The following is a 23037-nucleotide window of genomic DNA, read 5'->3' on the forward strand; positions in this document are numbered from 1 at the left end:
CCGCTGACGCGGCTTTTTGCGTTGCCTGTCACCGTCAAAGGAACTGCTGATGTTTGACAAGATCCTGATCGCCAACCGGGGCGAAATCGCCTGCCGCGTTATCAAGACTGCCAAGAAAATGGGGCTGACCACCGTCGCGATCTATTCAGACGCGGACGCCAATGCGTTGCATGTCGAAATGGCGGATGAGGCCATTCACATCGGCCCACCCCCTGCGAACCAATCCTATATCGTTATCGACAGGGTGATGGAGGCGGTCAAGAAATCCGGCGCGCAGGCGGTGCATCCGGGCTATGGGTTCCTCAGCGAAAACAGCAAGTTTGCCGAGGCTCTTGATGCGATCGGCGTGGCGTTTGTCGGCCCGCCCGTCGGTGCCATCGAGAAGATGGGCGACAAGATCACTTCCAAAAAGATCGCGCAAGAGGCCGGGGTGTCGACCGTGCCGGGCTATATGGGCCTGATCGAAGATGCCGATGAGGCGGTGAAGATTTCCAATGAGATCGGCTATCCGGTGATGCTCAAAGCCTCTGCAGGTGGCGGCGGCAAGGGCATGCGTATCGCCTGGAATGATGAAGAGGCGCGCGAAGGTTTCCAATCGTCCAAGAACGAGGCCGCGAACTCCTTCGGTGATGACCGTATCTTTATTGAAAAGTTCGTCACACAGCCGCGCCACATCGAGATTCAGGTACTCTGCGACGCGCATGGAAACGGTATCTATCTGGGCGAGCGCGAATGTTCGATCCAGCGCCGCAACCAGAAGGTTGTTGAAGAAGCGCCGAGCCCCTTCCTTGACGAAGCCACCCGTAAAGCGATGGGTGAACAGGCCGTCGCTCTGGCGCAGGCGGTGGGCTACACCAGCGCGGGCACCGTGGAGTTCATCGTCGACGGCGACAAGAACTTCTACTTCCTTGAGATGAACACCCGCCTGCAGGTGGAACACCCGGTGACGGAACTGATCACCGGCGTCGATCTAGTCGAACAGATGATCCGCGTCGCCAATGGCGAAAAACTGTCGATCACCCAAGACGATGTGACACTTACCGGCTGGGCCATCGAAAACCGACTTTATGCCGAGGACCCTTACCGCGGCTTCCTGCCCTCGATTGGCCGTCTGACCCGCTACCGCCCGCCGCAGGAAGTGGCCGCCGGCCCGCTCTTGGACCAGGGTACATGGCAGGGCGATGCCCCTGCAGGCGACATGGCCGTGCGTAACGATACCGGCGTCTATGAGGGCGGCGAGATTTCGATGTATTACGACCCAATGATCGCCAAACTCTGTACTTGGGCACCGACCCGGGCCGAGGCGATTGAGAAGATGCGCGTGGCGCTTGATAGTTTTGAGGTCGAGGGGATCGGACATAACCTTCCGTTCCTGTCTGCCGTAATGGATCACCCCAAGTTTATCTCGGGCGAGATGACCACCGCCTTTATTGCTGAAGAATACCCCGAGGGTTTTGAGGGCGTTACCCTGCCAGAAGGCGAGCTGCGCCGCATCGCCGCCGCCTGTGCCGCCATGCACCGCGTCGGCGAAATCCGCCGCGCCCGTGTCTCCGGCCGGATGGACAACCACGAGCGCAAGGTCGGCAGCGACTGGAACGTGAAGCTTCAGGGTGAGAACTTTGACGTGGTCACCAAGGCCGATCCCGAGGGGGCGACGGTGGTCTTCTCCGACGGTGTCGAGATGCGCGTCAGCGGCGATTGGACGCCGGGCGACCAACTGGCAGAGATGACGGTCGATGGTGCACCGCTGGTGCTGAAGGTCGGCAAAATCTCAGGCGGTTTCCGCATTCGTACACGCGGCGCGGACCTCAAAGTCCACGTTCGCACCCCACGTCAGGCGGAATTGGCCGCGCTGATGCCCGAGAAACTGCCGCCTGACACCTCCAAGATGCTGCTCTGCCCGATGCCGGGTCTGGTGGTGAAACTCGACGTCGAGGTGGGCGATGAGGTTCAAGAAGGTCAAGCGCTCTGCACCATTGAGGCGATGAAGATGGAAAACATCCTGCGCGCCGAAAAGAAAGGCGTCGTCAGCAAGGTCAACGCGGGCGCGGGCGACAGCCTTGCGGTGGACGATGTGATCATGGAGTTCGAATAGGGTGCGATGCGCTGGCGATCAGGGCGGGCAGGGCGCGGGGCATCAACGGATGACGTCGCGCTCCTTTGCCTCTCTGATTTCACGCTGGCGCAGCGGCATCTTGTCGATACTACGGGTGATCTCGCGCACGTCCCATGGAAAGGGTTTGCGCAATTCGATCTGGCCTTCCTTGTCGACCAGAACCAGCATGAAGCCTCGCGGGCGCATCCGCAGCCTGAGCGGGCTGCGCGCGGCGGGGTCGGTATCGGTCAGCACGATGACATCACGCAGGCGCAACTCCTCCTCGCGGTCGTGTAGATACTCCATCTGGGCGACAAATGCGGGGTCGTTCTCGGAATTGGCAAAGACCAGCACGGGCCGCTTTTTCCACTGGAAGGCGCTAAGATCGGCCATATCGGCAACCAGAAACAGCGGATCCTCCTCGGGGGTGTCGGCCCCTTGGGCAATCGCTGTGCTCGCGATCAATCCTGCAAAAACTAGTGAGATCAAACGTTTCATCAAGGCTCCTGTCCCTTCAGATATAGGTGGCCTGTACCATTTTGCGAAGGGCAAAGCGCCGCAGGGGGTATTTATCCCCGTGAGCGCGCGCTCCGTGACAATTCAGCCGCCGGTGATGCGCAGGCCCATGCCTGCCACTCGGCGTTAAGGGAGAAGGACAAGCATATGACATCCGACCAAAAGGACGCCAAGACACGCTGGCAGGAACTGGCCACGGGCGAATTGCGCGGACGCAGCCTTGATGATCTGACGTGGAAGACATTGGAGGGGATCGACGTACAACCGCTTTATACCGCCGACGACGTGAACGGGCTGGAGCATCTCGGCAGCATCCCCGGCGAAGCGCCGTTTACGCGCGGTGTGAAAGCGACGATGTACGCGGGCCGTCCTTGGACGATCCGGCAATATGCGGGTTTTTCGACGGCTGAGGAATCCAACGCTTTCTATCGCCGCGCGTTGGCCGCCGGGCAGCAGGGTGTTTCGGTTGCTTTCGATCTGGCGACGCACCGGGGCTATGACAGCGATCACCCGCGCGTTGAGGGCGATGTCGGCAAGGCCGGCGTGGCCATCGACTCGGTCGAGGACATGAAAATCCTCTTCGATGGCATCCCGCTTGATCAGGTTTCAGTCTCGATGACGATGAACGGCGCGGTAATCCCGATCCTCGCAAGTTTCATTGTCGCGGGCGAAGAGCAGGGCCATGACCGGGCCAAGCTTTCGGGCACGATCCAGAACGACATCCTCAAGGAATTCATGGTACGCAACACCTATGTTTATCCGCCGGAACCGTCGATGCGGATCATCGGGGACATCATCGAATACACCTCGGACCACATGCCGAAGTTCAACTCGATTTCAATCTCGGGCTACCACATGCAAGAGGCGGGCGCGAACCTCGTGCAGGAGCTGGCCTTCACCATTGCGGACGGGCGCGAATACGTGCGCACCGCCATCGCGGCGGGCATGGACGTGGACCGCTTCGCGCCGCGGCTGTCGTTCTTTTTCGCCATCGGCATGAACTTCTTCATGGAAGCCGCTAAGTTGCGTGCCGCGCGTCTGCTCTGGTCACGGGTGATGGAGGAATTCGAGCCGAAGAACCCCAAGTCCTCGATGCTGCGCACCCATTGCCAGACCTCCGGCGTGAGCTTGGCCGAGCAGGACCCCTATAACAACGTTGTGCGCACCGCCTACGAGGCGCTCTCTGCGGTCTTGGGTGGCACGCAGTCGCTGCACACGAACTCGCTGGACGAAGCGATTGGCCTGCCGACCGAGCATTCGGCCCGCATCGCCCGCAACACCCAGCTGATCCTGCAAGAAGAGACCGGCATCACCAATGTCGTCGATCCGCTCGCTGGCAGCTACTACGTCGAGAAGCTGACCGCTGATCTGGCCGAGGCCGCGTGGAAGTTGATCGAAGAAGTCGAAGAGATGGGCGGCATGACCAAGGCCGTGGCCTCAGGCATGCCGAAACTGCGCATTGAAGAGGCGGCGGCACAGCGTCAGGCGGGCATTGACCGGGGCACCGAGGTTATCGTCGGCGTGAATAAGTATCGCCGCGACAAGGAAGAGCCGATCGACATCTTGGACGTCGACAACGTCAAGGTCCGCGCCGGTCAGGTCGCGCGGCTGGAACGCATCCGGGCAGAGCGGGACGACGCGGCATGCGAAGCCGCATTGGCGGAACTGACACGGCGGTCCGCCGAGGGCGGCAATCTGCTCGACGCGGCGGTGGAAGCCGCGCGCGCGCGCGCCACAGTGGGAGAAATCAGCATGGCGATGGAGAAAGAATTCGGGCGGCACCGGGCCGAGGTCAAGACCCTCTCGGGCGTCTATGGTGCGGCCTATGAGGGTGATGCGGGCTTTGCCGATATCCAGAAGTCAGTCGATGAGTTCGCCGAGGCCGAGGGCCGCCGCCCGCGCATGCTGGTGGTCAAAATGGGCCAAGACGGGCACGACCGCGGGGCCAAGGTAATCGCCACTGCCTTTGCCGACATCGGTTTCGACGTCGACGTGGGTCCATTGTTCCAGACGCCTGCCGAAGCGGCGCAAGACGCCGTGGACAATGACGTGCATGTCGTCGGCATCTCCAGCCAAGCGGCGGGGCATAAGACATTGGCACCGCAGCTTATTCAGGCGCTGAAGGATGCGGGGGCCGAGGATATTCTGGTAATCTGCGGCGGCGTCATTCCGCAGCAGGATTACAAGTTCTTGCAGGACGCTGGGGTCAAGGCGATCTTTGGGCCGGGCACCAATATCCCGACCGCTGCGCAGGATATCCTCAAGCTGATCCGTGAGACGCGGAAGTGACGCAGGCGGCTGATGGCTCCGCCCCAAGGGGCGGGGCGATCCGCCCGGCAGAGCCGCGCGATGCCGTGGCAGTGGCCGATCTTTGGAACGGCATGATCCGTGATAGCCTGTCGACCTTTACCACCGACGAAAAGACGCCTGAGGATATCACTGCGCTTATCGCCACCCGCGCCGGTGCCTTCTGGGTGGCTGAGGATGCGGGGAAGGTGCTGGGCTTTGTTACCTACGGCAGCTTTCGGGGCGGGCCGGGCTACGGCGCGACGGTGGAGCATAGCATCGTGCTGTCGGACGCCGCGCAGGGGCGGGGGCTGGGGCGCGGCTTGATGACGCGGGCCGAGGAGGCGGCTGCGGCGGAGGGCCATCATGTGATGGTCGCCGCAATCAGCAGCGCCAACCCCGGTGCCGTGAATGTCCATGAAAAATTGGGCTTTGCACAGGTGGGCCGGATGCCCGAGGTAGGGCGCAAACACGGCCAATGGCTTGACCTGATCTTGATGCAAAAAACGCTGCCAGCATCCTGACTTCCCCGGTGCCAGCGGTTAAGCTGGGGGCCGAATACCAAGGGGTTAACCCATGTCGATCTGGACGCGCATTACCGAAGCTTTGTCAGCCCTCACCGCGGGCGAGGGGCTGTCGGCTGTCTTTGACCGCCTGCGCAGCCCGCCTGAGCGGTCGGTGGCTTTTACCATCGCGGTGATCGCCTTGGGTGCAAAGATGGCCAAGGCTGACGGATTGGTGACTCGCGACGAGGTGACCGCCTTTCGCGAGGTCTTCCAAATTGCCGAAGGGGACCAAGACGGCGCGGCGCGGGTCTTTAACCTTGCCCGTCAGGATGTGACGGGGTTTGAGGAATACGCCAAACGCATCGCCAGTATGTTCAACGACCAACCCCAGATGCTGCATGATCTGATGGAGGGGCTGTTTCACATCGCCATGGCCGATGGCATCTATCACCCGAATGAGAACGCCTTTCTTGAGGATGTGGCCGCAATTTTTGGCATGGGGGAAGAGGCGTTCGCCTCGCTCAAGGCGCGTTTCGTACCGGATAGTTCCCCCCTGCCGCGCACGGTTCTGGGGATTGGTCCCAATGCCACGCTGACAGAGGCACGTAAGGCCTGGCGGCGGTTGGTGCGGGAGAACCACCCCGATGCGCTGGTGGCGCGCGGCCTGCCGCAAGAGGCGATCAAAATGGCCGAGAAACGCATGATCGACATCAACCGCGCGTGGGAAACGATCTCGGGCAAACACGCTTGATGCGCATCGCGACCTACAATGTTGAGTGGTTCGCGAGCCTGTTTGACAGCGACAACCAGCTTTACGACGACGGCGAATGGTCGTCGCGGTATCAGGTGACGCGCGCAGAGCAAACGGCGGCTCTGGGGGTGGTTTTCGCGGCGCTGGATGCGGATGCGGTGATGGTGATCGAGGCGCCAAACCATGGGCGGCGGCAGTCTACTGTGGCCGCGCTTGAGCATTTCGCCGCACGGTTTTCCCTACGCGCGCGAGAGGCCGTTATGGGGTTTTCCAACGAGACAGAGCAAGAGATTGCGCTGCTTTATGACCCCGATAAGCTCACGGCCCGCCATGCGCCGCTGGCCGCTGCCGATGCCCCGCGCTTTGATCGGACGCTGCGGATTGATCTTGACGTGGATGCGACAGAAGACGCGGTGGTCTTCTCCAAGCCGCCCTTGGAGTTGGAGGTGACCACGAAGGCCGGGTTTGTATTTCAGATGATCGGCGCGCATCTTAAGTCCAAAGCGCCCCATGGGGCCAAGTCCGCCGCCGATGTGCTGCGCATCGCCATCGCCAACAGGCGCAAGCAATTGGCGCAGGCGATCTGGCTCAGGCGGCGGATCGACATGCATCTGGCAGCGGATCGCCCCGTGATGGTGATGGGTGATTTGAACGACGGGCCGGGGCTGGATGAATTCGAAAGCCTGTTCGGGCGGTCGTCGGTTGAGATCATTCTGGGGCAGGGGGCGGCGGCGCTCTTTGACCCGCATGCTAAACAGGCGCTTAGCCGACGTTTGGGGGCCTCTCCCACCAGCGCGCGGTTTTGGATCGCGCCCGAAGAACGCTTCCTTCAGGCGCTATTGGACTACATCATGGTCACGCCACAAATTCAGGCCCGCGACGCCCGGTGGCGCATCTGGCATCCAATGGAGGATCCCGCCTGCTGGCAGAACGTGGCGCTGCGCGATGCGCTGCTGGCGGCTTCCGATCACTTCCCCGTCACACTGGATGTCGACCTCTAGGCGGGCTTGTGCCAGCGCATCGCCGCAGGACTAGAAATCCCCATTGCACCGCCTACATGTGTCGCATGACACGTTTCATGCCCCTTATCGCCCTCTGCACGATGCTGCCGCTTGCGGCCCATGCGCAAGAGGAAACCGAAGAACGCGGCCTCGGTTTGATGGAGCGCGGCGCGCAGATGTTCATGGACGGGATCATGGATGAGATGGGTCCAGTCATGGAGGGTTTTGAAGGCTTCACCGAAGCCATGCGCCCCGCGCTGCGCGATTTCGCGCGGGAGATGGGGCCGAAGCTGACGGAGCTGCTGGACGACGTTGAGGATTGGAATGCCTATCAGGCACCCGAGATGCAGCCCAACGGCGATATCATCATTCGCCGCAAGCCGGATCACCCCATGGTGCCGCCAGAAACCCCGACCGAGCCTACGCCCCAGATCGACCTGTAAGGCTTTTCTCTTTTTACCGTGCAGGCCGCTTGCCAGTGCGCACATGCACTTCGGCGTCAAGCGATTTGGCGAGCGAGTTCAACCGAGCCTCTGCGACCTCGCCGAAGAGGGGCACCATGTCTGGGGTCAGCCATAGCTCCAACTGCTTTTTCTTGGGGAACCAGCGCAATTCGCCGCGCTGCTCGTTCTTGTCCATCCACAGCATTGCGCCAAAGCGCATGGCCTTGCCCAATATCTCGGCCTCAAGCCGGGTCTGTTCGTCGACCATCTCATAGAGATCTTCAAACCGCGTATTCTCGCGCTTGTTGGAGTAGCGGTGCAGCAGCGCCAGCCCAAGATAGATACGTTCCAAATGCTTCAGGCCGCCCAGATTGGCGCGGGTGGCATTGTCAAAACAAGTCTCCGCCCGGTAGTCAGGGTGCGCGCGCCAGCTCACGTCATGCAGCAGACACGCGGCTTTGACGAGGCGTTTGAGCGCATGCGGTGCAGAGCGGTAGAGCGGCAGGATGAAGTTATACAGCACCTTACCAAAGCCGGGCATCCGCGCGTCTTTGGCTTCGGCGAAATAGCAGGCTTCGATCAGTGGGTCGCGGTCGCGCAGGCGTTGTGGCATCTGCTCATAGAGCATGCCTTCGCGAATGCCGTAGCTGGAAATAGCGATGTCCTTGGGGCGGAAGGTCTTGACCAGACGGCTGAGCACCTCGGCGGCATAGGGCACCAGCGACATCCGGCTGGACGAGACGTTACAGGCGTTGCGCAGTTCTTCGAGATCAGAAGCTTGGATGAATTTCACCGTTTCGCGCACCGAGGTGACGGTCATGCGGTATTCATGCAGCACATGCAGCGGATAGCCGCGGCGGTACATGTCGATCCGCGCAATCGCCCGCCATGAGCCGCCCACAAGAAACAACCGGTCACGCTGGCTGCCCATCTTTTCCTGAAGCCCGGTAATAACCTCTTTGATATGGGCGTGTCGGCCTTTGGCACCGCCCTTGAGATCGCGCAGCTTCAGCGGCCCGAGTTGCGAGGTCACCCGCCGCCCGACGCGCCCACCAGAGATTTCTGCAAGCTCCATCGAAGAGCCGCCGATGTCGCAGACAAGGCCATAGGCACCGGGCCAGCCCAGCAGCACCCCTTGGGCCGAAAGCCGCGCCTCTTCCTCGCCGTCGATGACCCAGATGCGCAGCCCGGTCTCGCGCAGCACATCGGCGCAGAACTCGCGCCCGTCGCTGGCGTCACGCACTGCTGCAGTGGCGACGACGGTGAGTTCCGACAGGCCCATGCCATCGGCCAGCTTGCTGAACCGGCGCAGCGCCGAGAGGGCACGCGCGCGGCCCTCGGGCGATAGATGGCCGGTTTCGGACATGCCCGCGCCTAAGGCGCACATGATCTTTTCGTTATAGAAATAGGCCGGAGAGCGGGCCGCGCCGTCGAACACCACAAGGCGGACAGAGTTCGAGCCCACATCCACCACGCCCACCCGCGCCAAGGCGCGTGCGCCCGGATCTTGAAACAACGGTTTCGCGAAAAGGCCCAGTTCCGCCACGCCGGTCTCAGGGACGGGGGCGGCTCGGGAAGGGTCGGTCTGGTCTGCCATCAATGCTCCTGCGGGCCATCCGTTTGAGGGGATAATTGGCGCAGGGGGGCGGTGAGGTCAATTGCTAACGGGCCGCCTGCCCGGTCAATCCTCGGTATGGGTCAGCTTGGGCACATCCGACGCCCCCGCGCTGCCGCGCCCCGAAAGCGAGGGGTTTTCCATAAAGAAGCGGTGGCAGTTAAACGCGAAAGTCCCCTCCGGCACGGCGGGCCGGGTGAATTTGCCATCCGGCCCCATGACCCAGCTTTGCGCCACGTCAGCCAGATTGGCGGCCATGATCTGGCTGGTTATCTGCGCCTTGACGGTGGGGTTCTCGATCTCGACCAATGTCTCGACTCGGCGGTTGAGGTTGCGGCCCATCCAGTCGGCGGAAGACATGAAAACCCGCGCCTTTTTATGCGGCAGCCCATGGCCATTGCCGAAACAGACGATGCGGCTGTGTTCGAGAAAACGCCCGATGATGGATTTGACCCGGATGTTGTCCGACAGACCTTTCACACCGGGGCGCAGTCCGCAGATGCCACGAATGACAAGGCTGATTTCTACCCCCGCTTGGCTGGCGTCATACAGCGCATCGATCACCTCGGCGTCGATCAGCGCGTTCATCTTGGCCCAGATCACGGCAGGGCGTCCGGCGCGGGCATGTTCGGCCTCAGCGTGGATCATCTCAAGCAGGCGCGGCTTGAGCGTGGTGGGAGAGATGGCGAGATTCTCCAACTGCTCTGGCGGGGCATAGCCCGAGAGGAAGTTGAAAACTTTCGTGGCATCGCGCCCAAGGCTCGAGTCGCAGGTGAAAAGCGACAGGTCCGTATAAATCCGCGCGGTGATCGGGTGATAGTTGCCGGTGCCATAGTGGGTATAGGTCACCAGTTGGTCGCCCTCGCGGCGCACCACGGTCGAGATTTTGGCGTGGGTCTTGAGGTCGAGAAAGCCGTAAACCACATGCGCGCCCGCGCGTTCCAAACGGCGCGACTGGCGGATATTGGCGGCCTCATCAAAGCGGGCCTTCAGTTCAACCAAGGCGGTGACGGATTTACCATCCTCGGCAGCCTCGCAGAGCGCACTGACGATCGGGCTGTCGCGCGAGGTGCGGTAGAGCGTCTGTTTGATCGCCACCACATCGGGATCCCGCGCCGCTTGGGCGAGGAAGCGCACCACCATGTCGAAAGTCTCGTAAGGATGGTGCAGCAGCATGTCCTTTTGCCGGATCGCCGCGAACATATCCCCGTCGTGGTCACTAACCCGCTCGGGCACCCGCGGGGTGAACTGCGGCCAAAGCAGGTCGGGCCGGGCGTCTGTCACAAGTTTTGACAGGTCGGCAATGCCCAACATGCCTTCGATCTCGATCACGTCTTGGGGGCGCACGCAAAGCTCGCGCATGACGACGGATTTGAGCTTTTCGGGCGCGCCTGCGGAATGGGTCAGGCGCACGACCTCACCGCGGCGGCGGCGTTTCAGGGCGACTTCGAATTCCCGCACGAGGTCTTCGGCCTCGTCTTCGACCTCAAGATCGCTGTCGCGTAGCACGCGAAATTCGAAATGCGCTTTGAGTTTGTAGCCCGGAAAGAGGTTGGGGATGTTGATGATCAACAGGTCTTCGAGCGGCAGGTAGCGCAGGCAACCATCGGGCGCGGGCAGGGGCACGAAGCGGTCGATCTGGCCGGGGATCGGTAGCAGCGCTTGCAGGGGGCGTTTGTCGCGGCTGCGTTCCAGTTGCAAAGCCAGCGCATAACCGGTGTTGGGGATGAAAGGGAACGGATGCGCAGGGTCGATGGCCAGCGGCGACAGCACGGCGAAAACTTGGTTGAGAAAGACCCCTTCGAGATGCTTAAGGTCCGCCTCGGTCAGGTCCGCCGTGCGTTCCAGCATGATATTCTGGTCGTCCATCTCGGCCATCAGATCGACGAGCACGCGCTGCTGGGACATCATCAGGTTGCGGGCGTCTTCGTTGATCAGCACCAATTGCTCACCGGGGCTTAGCCCGTCGGCGGCGGCGGTGGTGTTACCGGCTTGGGCCAGTTCGCGCAGCCCCGCGACGCGCACGGTATAGAATTCATCAAGGTTGGTGGCCGAGATTGACAGAAAACGCAGCCGTTCCAGCAGCGGTACGCGCGGGTTCTCGGCCTCTTCCAGCACGCGCCAGTTGAAGTCGAGCCAGCTCAGCTCACGGTTAAAGAAACGTCCCGGCCCGGCGGTATCAAGCTCGGGCAGATCGGTAGCGGGTGGAAAGGGCGCTTGCAGGAAATCAGCTTGGGTCATGCGGGCCTCATGACATTGGAATGTAACGGGTTTGCGAATGCGAACGTTAATTATTCCAGTATCACGCGCGGGGCGGGGCGATGTCCAGCACCTGCGCAGCCAGTGCGCGAGTCAGCGGACGCTTCTGCGCAAGGCTGGCGGCATCCAGCCGGTTTACCAGTGCGATGGCGGCGGCAAAGGATCGGTCCATCCGGGTCATCAGGTAGTTGATCAGCTCCGGTTTCGGCGTCAACTGCCGGTCGGCCAGAAGCTTGACCAGCAGGGCGGAAAGGAGCGCATCATCCGGCGCTTCCATTTCGACCATCGTGGCGCCGCGCATACGGCTGACCAGATCGGGCAGTGTCAGCCCCCAATGTGCCACGGGGCCGGTGCCGGTGAGCAAAAGCGCCTGACCCTCGGCCAGCACGAGGTTGTGCAAGTGAAAAAGCGCCGTTTGCGCCGCCGCGTCTCCGGCGATCAGATGCACATCCTCCACGGCCACAGGCCCACGGGCGAGGGCTGGGATACCGGCCTCCATCAGGTCCGCGGCGCTGATGATCCGCGCGCCTGAAAGGTCCGCCCAAACATGCGTCAGATGCGTCTTGCCCGACCCTTGCGGCCCGGTCAGTGCCAGCTTGCCGCCGGCCCAACCCCGCCAGCCGTCGACCATCGCCATCGCCATCGCGTTGGAGGGGGCGACAAAGAAAGCATCGCGGCCCAGAGCCGTTCGGCTGGGCAGGTTCAACCCGAGTTGATGGGCCATGTCAGCGGATGTCCTCGTCGACCGTCGTTTCAGGTTCGCGGCCCATGTAGAGCACGCTTTCACGGTACCGCGCCGTGGCGAAGCGCGCGATGACGCCGATGGCGGCGGCCACAGGCACGGCGACCAGCAGACCGACGAAGCCAAAGAGCGTGCCAAAGACCGACAGCGCCAGCAGCAGCCAGACCGGGTGGAGCCCGACGGAGTTGCCGACCAGCTTTGGCGTCAGCAGATTGCCCTCAACGATCTGGCCCAGCACGAAGATGCCGGCGACCAGCCCAATTGAAAGCCAATCACCCCAGAACTGAAACAGGGCCAGACCAATCGCCAGCGCCCCGCCAATCAGCGCGCCGAGGTAGGGGATGAAGGTGACCAGCCCGGCGATAAAGCCCACGACAAGGCCGAATTGCAGCCCCACCAGCATCAGCGCCACGGCGTAGTAGGTGCCCAAGATCAGACAGACTGTGCCCATACCACGCACGAAGGAGGCCAGCGTGGCATCTATGTCGCGGGCGAGTTGCCGGATCGTCGGCGCGTGGTCACGCGGCAGCAGACGGTCAATGCCAGCGACCATACGGTCCCAGTCGAGCAGCAGATAGACGGCCACCACGGGCACAATGACAAAGAGCAGCAGGATGTTGATGAGCGAGGCAAAGGAGGCAATCGCTGTCTGGAACAATTCTCCACCACGTTCTTGGATAGTGGTGCCCAGCGTGGTCAGCGAGGTGCGCAGCGTCGAATCGTCGTCCAGCAGCGAGGGGAAACGGCTCGTAATGAAATCGGTGAAGTTGCGGGTGACCTTGGGCGCGGTCTCGATCAGGTTGACGGTCTGATTGACCAGCGTCGGCACCACCAAAAGTGCCATGAGCACGAAGATCAGGATCGCCGCCACGGTGATCAGCGCCGTGGCCATGACGCGGCTGAGCCCCAGCCGTTCAAGCCGGTCGGCGACGGGGTCGAGGAAATAGGCAATCGCCCCGCCCAGCAGGAAGGGCAGTAGCACATCGCCCATGAACCACAGCGCCACCATGAACACCGCCGCAGCGATGCCCCAGTATTTCAGTTGGTCTCGGATTGGCAGGGCCATGATGCTCTCCGTAAAGGAATGTTCTCACATCGCCCATGTGGCGTTTCGTTTCAAGTCTCGCTTGTGGCCGGGGGCGCTTGACAGTGGCACGAATCAGGCGACCATGGCGCGAAAATGGAGGGAGCATATGATGCGTAGCGAATTTGACGATGAGCTAGAACAACGGTTGGTCCGCTATGCTAGGATCGACAGCCAGAGCGACGCGGACAGCCCGACATCGCCCAGTACCGAAATTCAGCTCGATATGTCGCGGCTGCTGGTGGAGGAACTGGCCGCCATGGGCGCCGAAGAAGTGACACTCACCGACTATGGCGTGGTTCTGGCGACGGTGCCCGCCACGGTGAAGGGCGGCCCGGTGATGGGTTGGCTCGCGCATGTGGACACCGCACCGCAGTACAATGCGACGGGCGTGAAGCCGGTGGTGCATCGCGGGTACAATGGCGGGGATATCACCTTTGCCGATGCGCCGGAGTTGCGGCTGTCGCCCGAGAATTCGCCCTATTTGGCCGAGAAGCAAGGCGAGGATATTATCACCGCCAGCGGGCTTACCTTGTTGGGCGGGGATGACAAAGCGGGCGTTGCGATTGCGATGACGGCTGCGCGGCATCTGATCGACAACCCCGACATCCCGCACGGCAAAATCCGTCTCGCCTTTACCCCCGACGAAGAGATCGGGCGCGGTGTGCATGCGCGGTTGCCCAAGGATCTGGGCTGCGACTTCGCCTATACCTTTGACGGCGGCAAGCCGGGTGAGATTGAGTATGAGACCTTCAGCGCCGATGGGGCCACGGTGAAGATCACCGGTGTCTCCGCCCATCCCGGTTTCGCTAAGGACAAGATGGTCAATGCGCTGCATCTGGCCTCCAAAATTGTGATGACCCTGCCGCAAGCCACAATGACGCCCGACACCACTGAAGGGGTCGAAGGGTTCATCCACGTCTCCGAGATCAACGGCGGCTCTTCGGTGGCTGAGATCAAGCTGATCCTGCGCGATTTCGAGCGTGACGGCCTGCAGGCCAAGGGCGATCTGCTGCGTCAGGTCTGCGCTGCGGTCGCCGCAGGAGAACCTCGGGCGAAGATCGAAGTCGATATCCAGCCGCAGTACCGCAATATGCGCTATTGGCTGGAGAAGGACATGACACCCGTCGAACTGGTGCGCGGTGCTGTCGAAGCGGTGGGGCTGGAGCCGCGCTCGGTCCCCATTCGCGGCGGCACCGATGGCTCGCGGTTAACTGAGATGGGCGTGCCTTGTCCGAATGTCTTTACCGGAATGCAGGAAATCCACGGGCCGCTGGAGTGGATCTCGGTGCAGGACATGGCGCTGGCCACCAAGGTGGCGGTGGAACTGGCGCAGCGCACCGCAAAAGCCTGTGGCCTTGCTGCGATGTGATTGTCTCGCCCTTTGACATGCACTAGTCAGGGGGCAATTCGTCAATGAGGAAACACCATGCGTCTGTCCCAATATTTTCTGCCCGTGCTGAAGGAAAACCCTGCCGAGGCGCAGATCGTCAGCCACCGGTTGATGCTGCGGGCGGGGATGATCAAGCAATCCAGCGCGGGGATCTATTCTTGGTTGCCGCTGGGCTACAAGGTGCTGCGCAAGGTCGAAGAGATCGTGCACCAAGAGCAACAGCGCGTGGGCCATATCCCGATGCTGATGCCGACGCTGCAATCGGCGGACCTGTGGAAGGAATCGGGCCGCTATGACGCTTACGGCCCCGAGATGCTACGCATCCGCGACCGTCAGGACCGCGACATGCTGTACGGTCCCACCAACGAAGAGATGATCACCGACATCTTCCGCAGCCATGTCGGCTCTTACAAAGACCTGCCGCTGACGCTTTACCACATCCAGTGGAAATTCCGCGACGAGATCCGCCCGCGGTTCGGCGTGATGCGGGGCCGCGAGTTCCTGATGAAGGACGGATACAACTTCGACCTCACGAAAGAGGACGCGCTGCACGCTTATAACCGCCATCTGGTCAGCTATCTGCGCACCTATGAGCGGATGGGACTTCAGGCGATCCCGATGCGGGCGGATTCCGGTCCCATTGGCGGCGACGACACGCATGAATTCCTCGTATTGGCCGACACCGGTGAATCAGAGGTCTTCTATGACAGCGAGATCACCGATCTGACCTTTGGCGACCGCGAGATTGATCCCAGCGATCATGACGCCTGCCGTGCTGTGCTGGATGAGTTCACCTCGCGCTATGCCCGCACGGATGAGACCCACGACCCGGAGCTTTTCGCAAAAGTGCCCGAAGAGCGCCAGCGCACCGCGCGCGGCATCGAAGTGGGGCAGATTTTTTACTTCGGCACCAAATATTCCGATGCAATGAACGCCAAGGTCCAAGGACCGGACGGCAAGCAGGTGCCGGTGCATATGGGCAGCCACGGCATTGGCGTCAGCCGTCTGCTGGGCGCGATCATTGAGGCCAGCCATGACGACAAGGGTATCATCTGGCCTGAGGGCGTGACCCCGTTCCATGCGGGTATCGTCAACCTCAAGCAAGGCGACGACGAAGCCGATTCGGCCTGTGACGCGCTTTATAAGAGCCTCAAGGCGCTGGGTCTTGATCCGCTTTATGACGACCGCAAGGGCGGGGCGGGCATGAAGTTTGCGACGATGGACCTGATCGGTTTGCCATGGCGTATCACCGTTGGGCCGCGCGGGCTGAAAAACGGTGTGGTTGAGCTGACCAGCCGCCGCACGGGCGAGAGCGAAGAACTGCCGCCCGAACAGGCGGTCGAGAAGCTGGCGAAAATCTACGCTGGCATCGCCTGAGGGCTGCGATGATCCTGCGGGTGCTGACATTGGCCGGTGGGATCATAGGGGCAGGAGTTGCGGCGCAAGGCCCGGGTTTTTCCCGGGCCTATGTGTTTGAGCTAGAGGCCGCAGAACGAACGCTCTCCGGTGTTGTGGCACATTTTGATGCTGCCGCAAGCGCCGCCGGGCTTGACCGAGAGGCCGCGCTGGCGCGGCTGCGTGGGTCGGCCTTGTTGGAACGCCGCCGTATCGATCTGACCCGCAACCTCGAACGCCATACGACGCTTGAGGCGCAGGTGCCCCGACTGCAAACGGCGGGTCCGTTCCTGCGAAGTTATTACCTACTGCGCGCGCCGGACACAGAAGCCTTGCACGCAACCGCGCAGATGTTTTTGCCGACCGCGCCGCGCAGCCGTGCCGAAGTGATCTTTGCCGCCATAGGCTTCGTCGCCGGAACAGCCTTCGCGCGGCTGCTCCTCTGGCTCCCCACATGGCCCGGGCGCTACTGCCGCCGCCGGGCATTGCGTTCTTGACCCTTCTGAGGCAAAGCCTCAGGTTGCGCGCACCTCAGACCGGAGCCCTCCCCGATGGCCAGTAAGCCCACCCGAACCGCCCCATTCGCGGCCTTTGAATGGATGATCGCTTGGCGCTACCTGCGCGCCCGCCGCGCCGAAGGCGGGGTGAGCGTGATGACATGGATCAGCCTTATCGGCATCACGCTTGCGGTCTTTGCGCTGATCGCGACCCTGTCGGTTCGTTCAGGGTTTCGCGCCGAATTCGTCGACACGATCCTTGGCGCCAATGCCCATGTCACGGTCTACACGATGGGCGAGGTTCAAGAGACCGGCCAGATCGACCGCACCATCGCCAACTATACCGATATGGCTGCCGAGGTCGCAAAAGTGCCCGGCGTGACCCGCGTGGCCCCTCTGGTGCGCCAGCAGGTCATGGCGAACCGGCGGCAATCCAACGCAGGCGTTGAGGTCTTTGGCATCGCGTCGGATGATCTGATGACCATCCCCGGCATCCAGCCCTCAGAGCGTTCTTTCGGTGACATCGGCCGGTTTGAAGAGGGCATCGCCATCGGCAGCGGCGTGGCGCAGAGCTTGGGCGTGCAGGTCGGCGATACGATCAAGCTGATCTCGCCTAATGGGGTGAAAACCGCCTTTGGCACCAGCCCGCGGGTGAACGGTTATGAGGTGGTCTATATCTTCTCGGCGGGGCGCTATGACATCGACCGTACCCGCGTCTACCTGCCGATTGCCGAGGCGCAGAGCTTTTTCAACCGCGAAGGTGTCGCGGATGAGTTGGAAGTCATGGTCGAAGACCCCGAGAGCGTCGACGCCATGGCACCGGCTTTGATGCAGGCGGCGGGGGATAATGCGCAGGTCTGGACGTGGCGCGATGCGTCCGGCTCGTTCCTGTCGGCGCTGGATATTGAGGACCGTGTAATGTTCGTGATCCTCTCGGTGCTGGTGTTGATTGCCGCAATGAACATCGTCTCGGGGCTGATCATGCTGGTCAAGAACAAGGGCCGTGACATTGGCATTCTGCGCACCATGGGGCTCAGCGAGGGCTCGGTCCTGCGGGTGTTCTTTATCTGCGGCGCGTTCACGGGGATCATCGGCACCGCCGCAGGCGTGGTACTGGGCGTGCTGTTCGCGATTTATGTCGACCAGATCTTCGCCTTCGTGAACTACCTCAGCGGCGGCAACGCTTGGGACGCCTCAATCCGGGGCATCTACTTCCTGCCCGCGAAACTGCAACTGGGCGATGTGCTCTCGGCCGTGGCGCTTTCACTGGGCCTGAGCTTCATCGTGACGATCTTTCCCGCCCGCCGTGCCGCGCGGATGAACCCTGTGGAGGCCCTGCGCTATGAATGATCCCGTCCTGCGCCTGTGCGGCATTTCCAAGGCCTACAACCCCGGTAAGCCCAACGAGGTGCATGTCCTGCGCAGCATTGATCTGGAGGTCGCTTCCGGTGAGGTCGTGGCGCTGGTCGCGCCCTCCGGGGCCGGCAAGTCGACCCTGCTGCATATCGCGGGGCTGTTGGATACGGCAGATAGGGGCACGGTGGAGATCGCGGGCGATGATCTGACCGGCCAGAGCGACCGCAAGCGCACCGGGGTGCGCCGGGCGGATGTCGGCTTCATCTATCAGTTCCACCACCTGCTGCCGGAGTTCACGGCGCTGGAAAACATCGTGCTGCCGCAGCTTGCCAATGGCGTGGCGCGCAAGGCGGCAGAGGCGCGGGCGCGTGATCTTCTGGCGCAGGTGGGCATCGCCGAACGCGCCGACCACCGCCCCGCCGCCATGTCGGGCGGTGAGCAGCAACGGGTGGCCTTCTGCCGGGCGCTAGCCAATGAGCCGCGCCTGCTGTTGGCGGATGAGCCGACGGGGAACCTTGATCCCTCGACCTCGGATCAGGTGTTTGCCGCGCTGATGGCGCTGGTGCGCGGCACGGGGCTTTCGGCGGTGATCGCCACGCATAACCTCGAACTGGCCGCGCGAATGGACCGACAGATCCGGCTTGAGGCCGGGCAATTGGTGCCGGTCTAAATCAGCCGCAGATATTGCCCAACTCAACCCCGTCCCAAGGCAGGCTCACGTCATAGGGGCGGCTTTGGGGCAGAGGGGCCACGGGCATGACCTCGGTCAGCATCGCATGCAGACGCTGGGTGCGCGGCGCCTGCGGATCAAGCGCGCGGCAGCAGACGAATTCCTCGACGATCGAGCCTTGCTGTTCGTAGCCGAAATCAAGGAAGCGCGGCTGGGTGTCGACCTCGAAGAGGTAGGGGTCCGGGCTGGTGAACTGCTCCGAGGCCGCGCGCAGCGGCGAATAGCCGGTGAGGCGGCGGTTCTGCCATTGCCAGACATGGGTGATCTCATGCGCCAGCAGCATCGCGGCGATCAGCCCGATGCGGTCAGGGTGATCGGGCAGGTAGTCTTCGAGATACCAATCCTTGTCGAAAAGCACGTGATTAAAGAGCGCTACGGCGGCGGGTTTCGAGGTCACGGTTTCGCCCACCTGTGGCGGCAGGATCAACTCGCGGCAAGTGGTGCGCGGGCGCGGCTTGCGGGTGAAGGTGACGGCGCGGGTGGGGGCGCCGTCATGCAGGCGGACGCGGTCGTAGTTAACGGAAGAGCCGTGGATGGTGGAGAGGTAGGCGCGTTCGTTCTCCGTCAGCGGTCGGCCGCAGGCGGTGAGGAGGAGGAGAAGGAGGAGGGCGCGGATCATGGGGGGAGTTAGGCGCGGTGTGGGCGGCGGATCAAGGGGAAAGATTGGGGCTTTGCGATAATAGGGTGGTTCATGCGGAGCTTGATTTTAATGGCTATTATGCAAGTATAGAGGGAATTTTAGTTTATAGAGTATTTATTATGTCCGAATTAGAGCACGGTGGAAAAGCCCTCGCGAGTATCCACAGGAAAGCGAACGATAAAAAGTTTTTCTGTTACTTCACTGGATTTTTGGAAGGGATCGCTGCCAGCGGGGACCTAGAGCCCGGAGAGATTTCGCCTTTGGTTGACCAATGCCTAGAATTTGCAGCGAACGTATCTGATACGGATGCGATCGATATTGTACAAGATTTCGAAATCGATCTGCTTGAGCACGAGTCTATTGTAAATGCTATCGAATACAGATCTCAAGAAATAGACAATGCATGCGATAAGAGTTCTTTAAACAGGTTCATGGGATATTGCGCGGGTATTGCATGCGATGACCTAATCAAGTTTCGGGAGGCGCAGGGAATTGTAGAGTATGCCGAACAAAATCCTGCAGTGCTCGCCGATCCTCTTGCCAAAAGTATCGTGTATATCTGCAGAGATGCCCTAATTGATGGAGTTATCGATCAAGGAGAGTCGACTGATATTTGCGAGGCGATAACCCGTTTGGTGGGGGATTCTTATGCGGATACGGGTCTTTCATCACTCGGAGGTGTGCCTGCATTCCCTGAGGGGGCGCTGCCACACGATCTGTCAGCTTTGGATGGCATGACAGTGGTTTTTACGGGAAATTTCGAAGCAAAACCGCGACGCATACTCGAAGATCAACTGGCAGAGTTCAACGCTTCTATTGCGCGGACTATTACAAAGAAAACTGATTTTATCATTGTAGGTTCAGAGGCGGCACGAGATTGGGTATTTACTCACAAAGGCAATAAGTTGAGCAAAGCCTTAGAGATGTACCATAAAGCACAGAGGCCGATCTTTATCTCTGAGGCTCAGCTGAAAAAAACACTGCTTAGGGAGCGGGAATAGCCCCGCCCCTCAAACATCCAACTCCTCCACAAACTGCGCGTTCTGTTGAATATACTCAAAGCGCATCTCCGGCTTCTTCCCCATCAGACGTTCCACCAAATCCCCGGTCTCACCCGGCACATCCTCGTCCACGGTCACGCGGATGAGCTTGCGGGTCTCGGGGTCCATCGTGGTTTCCTTGAGGTCCTTGGCGTCCATCTCGCCCAGACCCTTGAAGCGGCTGACGTCGATCTTGCCTTTGCCACCCAAGCCCTTGGCCAGCCACATGTTTTTCTCGGCCTCGTCCAAGCAGTACACCCGCTTGGCGCCCTGCGTGAGGCGGAAGAGCGGCGGGCAGGCGAGATAGAGGTGCCCGGCGTCGATCAGCGGGCGCATCTGGGTGAAGAAGAATGTCATCAGCAGCGAGGCGATATGTGCACCATCCACGTCGGCGTCGGTCATGATGATGATCTTGTCGTAGCGCAGATCGTCGAGGTTAAATTTCGTGCCCATGCCGACGCCGAGCGCCTCGCAGAGGTCGTTGATCTCGGCGTTGGTGGTGATCTTGCTGGAGGCCGCGCCAAGTACGTTGAGGATCTTACCCTTCAGCGGCAGCAGGGCCTGCGTGTTCCGGTTGCGCGCGCCTTTGCCGGAGCCGCCCGCAGAGTCGCCCTCGACGATGAACAGTTCCGTGCCCTCGCGGGTCTTGCTGGTGCAGTCGGTCAGCTTGCCGGGCAGGCGCAGTTTCTTGGTGGCGCTTTTGCGTTGAGTTTCTTTTTCCTGACGACGGCGCATCCGTTCCTCGGCGCGCAATACGAGGAAATCGAGGATCGCGCCGGCGGATTTCGTATCCGCCGCGAGCCAGTTGTCAAAGTGGTCGCGCACGGCGTTTTCCACTAGACGCGCGGCTTCGGTGGTGGCCAGACGGTCTTTGGTCTGGCCAACGAATTCCGGCTCGCGGATGAAGCAGGAGACCAAAGCGCAGCCCCCCGTAATCAGGTCATCGCGGGTGATGTCCTTGGCTTTGCGGTTGTTCGCCAACTCGCCGTAGGCCCGGATGCCTTTGAGGATCGCGGCCCAAAAGCCGCCTTCATGGGTGCCGCCTTCGGGCGTGGGGACGGTGTTACAGTAGGACTGGATGAACCCGTCGCGGGCAGGGGTCCAGTTGATCGCCCATTCGACCTTGCCCGGCACGCCAAAGCGTTCTTGGAATTCGACGGTGCCCGCAAAGGGGTTCTCGGCATAGGTGGTAGATTTGCCCAGCGTTTCGCGCAGGTAGTCGGCGAGGCCACCGGGGAAGTGGAAGGTCGCCTCCATCGGAGTGTCGCCGTCCTCGATCTCGGACTTCCAGCGAATTTCGACGCCGGAGAAGAGATAGGCCTTGGAGCGGACCATCTTCAGCAGGCGTGCGGGTTTGAACCGGTGCGCGCCGAAGATTTGCTCGTCGGCGTGGAAGTTCACCGTGGTGCCGCGTCGATTGGGGGCGGCGCCGATTTTCTCCACCGGGCCTTGCGGGATGCCGCGGGAGAACCGCTGCTCGAACAACTCGCGGTTGCGCGCGACCTGCACGACCATGGAATCAGACAACGCGTTGACCACCGAGGCACCAACCCCGTGCAGGCCGCCTGAGGTTTGATAGGCCTTGCCCGAGAACTTGCCGCCCGCGTGCAATGTGCAGAGGATCACCTCAAGGGCGGATTTGTCTGGAAACTTGGGGTGCGGGTCAATCGGGATGCCGCGGCCGTTGTCGCGGATGGTGACGGAATAGTCCGCGTGCAATTCGACCTCAATGCGGTTGGCATGGCCCGCCACCGCTTCGTCCATAGAGTTGTCGAGCACTTCGGCGACAAGGTGATGCAAAGCGCGCTCATCGGTGCCGCCGATATACATGCCGGGGCGTTTGCGGACGGGCTCCAGCCCTTCCAGCACTTCGATGGAGGAGGCGTCATAATCTGTGGGTTCTTGGCCGGAAAGAAGATCGGTCATGCGGGCCTGCTCTTTGTTTGTGATTGGACGCTATTTTGACAGGGCCGCGCGCCGGGGGCAATCGCGGGTTTGTCTTATGGCTCGGATTCGGGTCGGTTAGGTGGCTTTGGCGTGGAGCCAGTCGGCGAGGGTGTCTTCGTCAATGCGGCGCTGAGCGACTTCGCGGATCAAATCGCCCGCCTCAATGGTTTCATGCGTGATGCGGATACCGTTCAGATGCAAGCAAACGATCATGGTTTTATATGCCGTACGCTTATTCGCATCGTTGAATACATGGCCGGTCGCCACCGCCACGCAATAGGCAGCGGCAAGGTCGAAGATATTTTCGATCATTCCGTAGACGAGCCTGTTGTCCACCCGCGCCAAAGCGCCATCAAGAGATTTGTCGAGCGCCCGTCCGGCAAGCTCTCCGGGGTTCAGAACCGCATCGTGAATCGTTTCGACAAGACCGGCGTTCAGAAGAACGTAGGTCATTTATCTTTGAGGTAGTCGAGCACGGGCTGGGTTTGCTCACGGGTGGCGGCGATACTCTCCATCACCTCATCCAGCGTCGCCACACGCGGCTCTTCTTGCAAAGTCGCCTCTGCCGGAACGAAATAGCCCACACATCGCGAATTCTTCATCACCGCCACAGGTTTGCCGCCAGAGCGTTCCAGCACCTTATGCGGTTCGCGCATTTCGGTCATGGTGGCGATGTGGTTGGTGTGGATACGGGTCATAATCGGCTCCTGAATATATATTTAAATATACATTATCACCCCT

Annotated in this window: 21 protein-coding genes; 12 read left to right on the forward strand and 9 right to left on the reverse strand. The window is 61.3% G+C overall.

Annotated elements, in window-relative coordinates:
* Positions 1-49: 49 nt before the first annotated feature.
* On the forward strand, positions 50-2095 hold the full coding sequence (locus K3759_RS04650) for an acetyl/propionyl/methylcrotonyl-CoA carboxylase subunit alpha (protein ID WP_259984538.1): 2046 nt from the start codon (positions 50-52) through the stop codon (positions 2093-2095).
* Between the two features lie 42 nt (positions 2096-2137).
* Here K3759_RS04650 and K3759_RS04655 read toward each other — a convergent pair whose 3' ends face one another.
* Positions 2138-2593: a DUF4174 domain-containing protein gene (locus K3759_RS04655; protein ID WP_259984540.1), complete on the reverse strand. Its 456-nt coding sequence runs from the start codon at positions 2591-2593 to the stop codon at positions 2138-2140.
* A gap of 165 nt (positions 2594-2758) precedes the next feature.
* Between K3759_RS04655 and scpA the strand changes: the two genes are divergently transcribed.
* The 5 genes from scpA to K3759_RS04680 all read left to right on the forward strand — a co-directional run bounded on the left by scpA (position 2759) and on the right by K3759_RS04680 (position 7598).
* Positions 2759-4900 carry a methylmalonyl-CoA mutase gene (gene scpA / locus K3759_RS04660; protein ID WP_259984542.1) on the forward strand — a complete coding sequence of 714 codons (2142 nt, stop codon included), beginning with the start codon at positions 2759-2761 and terminating at the stop codon, positions 4898-4900.
* On the forward strand, positions 4897-5421 hold the full coding sequence (locus tag K3759_RS04665) for a GNAT family N-acetyltransferase (RefSeq protein WP_259984543.1): 525 nt from the start codon (positions 4897-4899) through the stop codon (positions 5419-5421). The genes scpA and K3759_RS04665 overlap by 4 nt, the downstream gene beginning before the upstream one ends.
* A gap of 52 nt (positions 5422-5473) precedes the next feature.
* Positions 5474-6154, forward strand: a complete 681-nt coding sequence (locus K3759_RS04670) for a molecular chaperone DjiA (protein WP_243262551.1) — start codon at positions 5474-5476, stop codon at positions 6152-6154.
* Positions 6154-7155 (forward strand): endonuclease/exonuclease/phosphatase family protein, encoded by a 1002-nt coding sequence (locus K3759_RS04675; RefSeq protein WP_259984544.1) that lies wholly within the window; start codon positions 6154-6156, stop codon positions 7153-7155. The genes K3759_RS04670 and K3759_RS04675 overlap by 1 nt, the downstream gene beginning before the upstream one ends.
* A gap of 77 nt (positions 7156-7232) precedes the next feature.
* The gene (locus K3759_RS04680; protein WP_259984545.1) at positions 7233-7598 is read left to right on the forward strand and encodes a hypothetical protein; all 366 of its coding nucleotides are present in this window, start codon (positions 7233-7235) and stop codon (positions 7596-7598) included.
* Positions 7599-7611: 13 nt separating this feature from the next.
* Here K3759_RS04680 and K3759_RS04685 read toward each other — a convergent pair whose 3' ends face one another.
* The 4 genes from K3759_RS04685 to K3759_RS04700 all read right to left on the reverse strand — a co-directional run bounded on the left by K3759_RS04685 (position 7612) and on the right by K3759_RS04700 (position 13280).
* On the reverse strand, positions 7612-9195 hold the full coding sequence (locus K3759_RS04685; protein ID WP_259984546.1) for a Ppx/GppA family phosphatase: 1584 nt from the start codon (positions 9193-9195) through the stop codon (positions 7612-7614).
* An 84-nt stretch (positions 9196-9279) separates the two neighbouring features.
* Positions 9280-11454, reverse strand: coding sequence for an RNA degradosome polyphosphate kinase (locus K3759_RS04690; RefSeq protein ID WP_259984547.1), 2175 nt, complete (start codon positions 11452-11454; stop codon positions 9280-9282).
* 61 nt (positions 11455-11515) lie between these two features.
* Complete coding sequence (locus K3759_RS04695) at positions 11516-12196, reverse strand: HdaA/DnaA family protein (RefSeq protein WP_259984548.1); 681 nt, start codon at positions 12194-12196, stop codon at positions 11516-11518.
* Between the two features lies 1 nt (position 12197).
* Positions 12198-13280 (reverse strand): AI-2E family transporter, encoded by a 1083-nt coding sequence (locus K3759_RS04700; protein ID WP_259984549.1) that lies wholly within the window; start codon positions 13278-13280, stop codon positions 12198-12200.
* 130 nt (positions 13281-13410) lie between these two features.
* Here K3759_RS04700 and pepT point away from each other — a divergent pair, with 130 nt between their 5' ends.
* From pepT to K3759_RS04725, 5 genes are read left to right on the forward strand one after another with little or no spacing between them, the layout of a single operon-like run.
* Positions 13411-14670 (forward strand): peptidase T, encoded by a 1260-nt coding sequence (gene pepT, locus K3759_RS04705; protein WP_259985565.1) that lies wholly within the window; start codon positions 13411-13413, stop codon positions 14668-14670.
* 57 nt (positions 14671-14727) lie between these two features.
* Positions 14728-16068: a proline--tRNA ligase gene (proS, locus tag K3759_RS04710; RefSeq protein ID WP_259984550.1), complete on the forward strand. Its 1341-nt coding sequence runs from the start codon at positions 14728-14730 to the stop codon at positions 16066-16068.
* An 8-nt stretch (positions 16069-16076) separates the two neighbouring features.
* Entirely contained in the window at positions 16077-16583 is a 507-nt protein-coding gene (locus tag K3759_RS04715) for a DUF2937 family protein (protein ID WP_259984551.1), read from the forward strand.
* Between the two features lie 54 nt (positions 16584-16637).
* A complete protein-coding gene (locus K3759_RS04720) occupies positions 16638-17933 on the forward strand; it encodes a lipoprotein-releasing ABC transporter permease subunit (protein WP_259984552.1) in 1296 nt (431 codons plus the stop codon).
* A complete protein-coding gene (locus K3759_RS04725) occupies positions 17926-18609 on the forward strand; it encodes an ABC transporter ATP-binding protein (RefSeq protein ID WP_259984553.1) in 684 nt (227 codons plus the stop codon). Before K3759_RS04720 ends, K3759_RS04725 begins: the two co-directional genes overlap by 8 nt.
* Position 18610: 1 nt before the next feature.
* Here K3759_RS04725 and K3759_RS04730 read toward each other — a convergent pair whose 3' ends face one another.
* Positions 18611-19288 carry a hypothetical protein gene (locus K3759_RS04730; protein ID WP_259984554.1) on the reverse strand — a complete coding sequence of 226 codons (678 nt, stop codon included), beginning with the start codon at positions 19286-19288 and terminating at the stop codon, positions 18611-18613.
* Positions 19289-19305: 17 nt separating this feature from the next.
* Here K3759_RS04730 and K3759_RS04735 point away from each other — a divergent pair, with 17 nt between their 5' ends.
* Positions 19306-20310: a BRCT domain-containing protein gene (locus K3759_RS04735; RefSeq protein ID WP_259984555.1), complete on the forward strand. Its 1005-nt coding sequence runs from the start codon at positions 19306-19308 to the stop codon at positions 20308-20310.
* A gap of 9 nt (positions 20311-20319) precedes the next feature.
* Here the strand turns inward: K3759_RS04735 and parE are convergent, their stop codons facing one another.
* The 3 genes from parE to K3759_RS04750 all read right to left on the reverse strand — a co-directional run bounded on the left by parE (position 20320) and on the right by K3759_RS04750 (position 22994).
* On the reverse strand, positions 20320-22275 hold the full coding sequence (gene parE, locus K3759_RS04740) for a DNA topoisomerase IV subunit B (protein ID WP_259984556.1): 1956 nt from the start codon (positions 22273-22275) through the stop codon (positions 20320-20322).
* 96 nt (positions 22276-22371) lie between these two features.
* Positions 22372-22749, reverse strand: a complete 378-nt coding sequence (locus K3759_RS04745) for a type II toxin-antitoxin system death-on-curing family toxin (RefSeq protein WP_259984558.1) — start codon at positions 22747-22749, stop codon at positions 22372-22374.
* Positions 22746-22994 (reverse strand): hypothetical protein, encoded by a 249-nt coding sequence (locus K3759_RS04750; protein ID WP_067263649.1) that lies wholly within the window; start codon positions 22992-22994, stop codon positions 22746-22748. The genes K3759_RS04745 and K3759_RS04750 overlap by 4 nt, the downstream gene beginning before the upstream one ends.
* Between the last annotated feature and the right edge of the window lie 43 nt (positions 22995-23037).

Source organism: Sulfitobacter sp. W027 (assembly GCF_025143985.1).
Lineage (GTDB): Bacteria > Pseudomonadota > Alphaproteobacteria > Rhodobacterales > Rhodobacteraceae > Sulfitobacter.

Bases quoted from the DNA above. Each gene is read 5' to 3' on its own strand.
- K3759_RS04650 (WP_259984538.1), top strand. From the start codon at position 50: ATGTTTGACAAGATCCTGATCGCCAACCGGGGCGAAATCGCCTGCCGC.
- K3759_RS04655 (WP_259984540.1), bottom strand. From the start codon at position 2,593: ATGAAACGTTTGATCTCACTAGTTTTTGCAGGATTGATCGCGAGCACA.
- scpA (WP_259984542.1), top strand. From the start codon at position 2,759: ATGACATCCGACCAAAAGGACGCCAAGACACGCTGGCAGGAACTGGCC.
- K3759_RS04670 (WP_243262551.1), top strand. From the start codon at position 5,474: ATGTCGATCTGGACGCGCATTACCGAAGCTTTGTCAGCCCTCACCGCG.
- K3759_RS04675 (WP_259984544.1), top strand. From the start codon at position 6,154: ATGCGCATCGCGACCTACAATGTTGAGTGGTTCGCGAGCCTGTTTGAC.
- K3759_RS04680 (WP_259984545.1), top strand. From the start codon at position 7,233: ATGCCCCTTATCGCCCTCTGCACGATGCTGCCGCTTGCGGCCCATGCG.
- K3759_RS04685 (WP_259984546.1), bottom strand. From the start codon at position 9,195: ATGGCAGACCAGACCGACCCTTCCCGAGCCGCCCCCGTCCCTGAGACC.
- K3759_RS04690 (WP_259984547.1), bottom strand. From the start codon at position 11,454: ATGACCCAAGCTGATTTCCTGCAAGCGCCCTTTCCACCCGCTACCGAT.
- K3759_RS04695 (WP_259984548.1), bottom strand. From the start codon at position 12,196: ATGGCCCATCAACTCGGGTTGAACCTGCCCAGCCGAACGGCTCTGGGC.
- K3759_RS04700 (WP_259984549.1), bottom strand. From the start codon at position 13,280: ATGGCCCTGCCAATCCGAGACCAACTGAAATACTGGGGCATCGCTGCG.
- pepT (WP_259985565.1), top strand. From the start codon at position 13,411: ATGCGTAGCGAATTTGACGATGAGCTAGAACAACGGTTGGTCCGCTAT.
- proS (WP_259984550.1), top strand. From the start codon at position 14,728: ATGCGTCTGTCCCAATATTTTCTGCCCGTGCTGAAGGAAAACCCTGCC.
- K3759_RS04715 (WP_259984551.1), top strand. From the start codon at position 16,077: ATGATCCTGCGGGTGCTGACATTGGCCGGTGGGATCATAGGGGCAGGA.
- K3759_RS04720 (WP_259984552.1), top strand. From the start codon at position 16,638: ATGGCCAGTAAGCCCACCCGAACCGCCCCATTCGCGGCCTTTGAATGG.
- K3759_RS04725 (WP_259984553.1), top strand. From the start codon at position 17,926: ATGAATGATCCCGTCCTGCGCCTGTGCGGCATTTCCAAGGCCTACAAC.
- K3759_RS04730 (WP_259984554.1), bottom strand. From the start codon at position 19,288: ATGATCCGCGCCCTCCTCCTTCTCCTCCTCCTCACCGCCTGCGGCCGA.
- parE (WP_259984556.1), bottom strand. From the start codon at position 22,275: ATGACCGATCTTCTTTCCGGCCAAGAACCCACAGATTATGACGCCTCC.
- K3759_RS04745 (WP_259984558.1), bottom strand. From the start codon at position 22,749: ATGACCTACGTTCTTCTGAACGCCGGTCTTGTCGAAACGATTCACGAT.
- K3759_RS04750 (WP_067263649.1), bottom strand. From the start codon at position 22,994: ATGACCCGTATCCACACCAACCACATCGCCACCATGACCGAAATGCGC.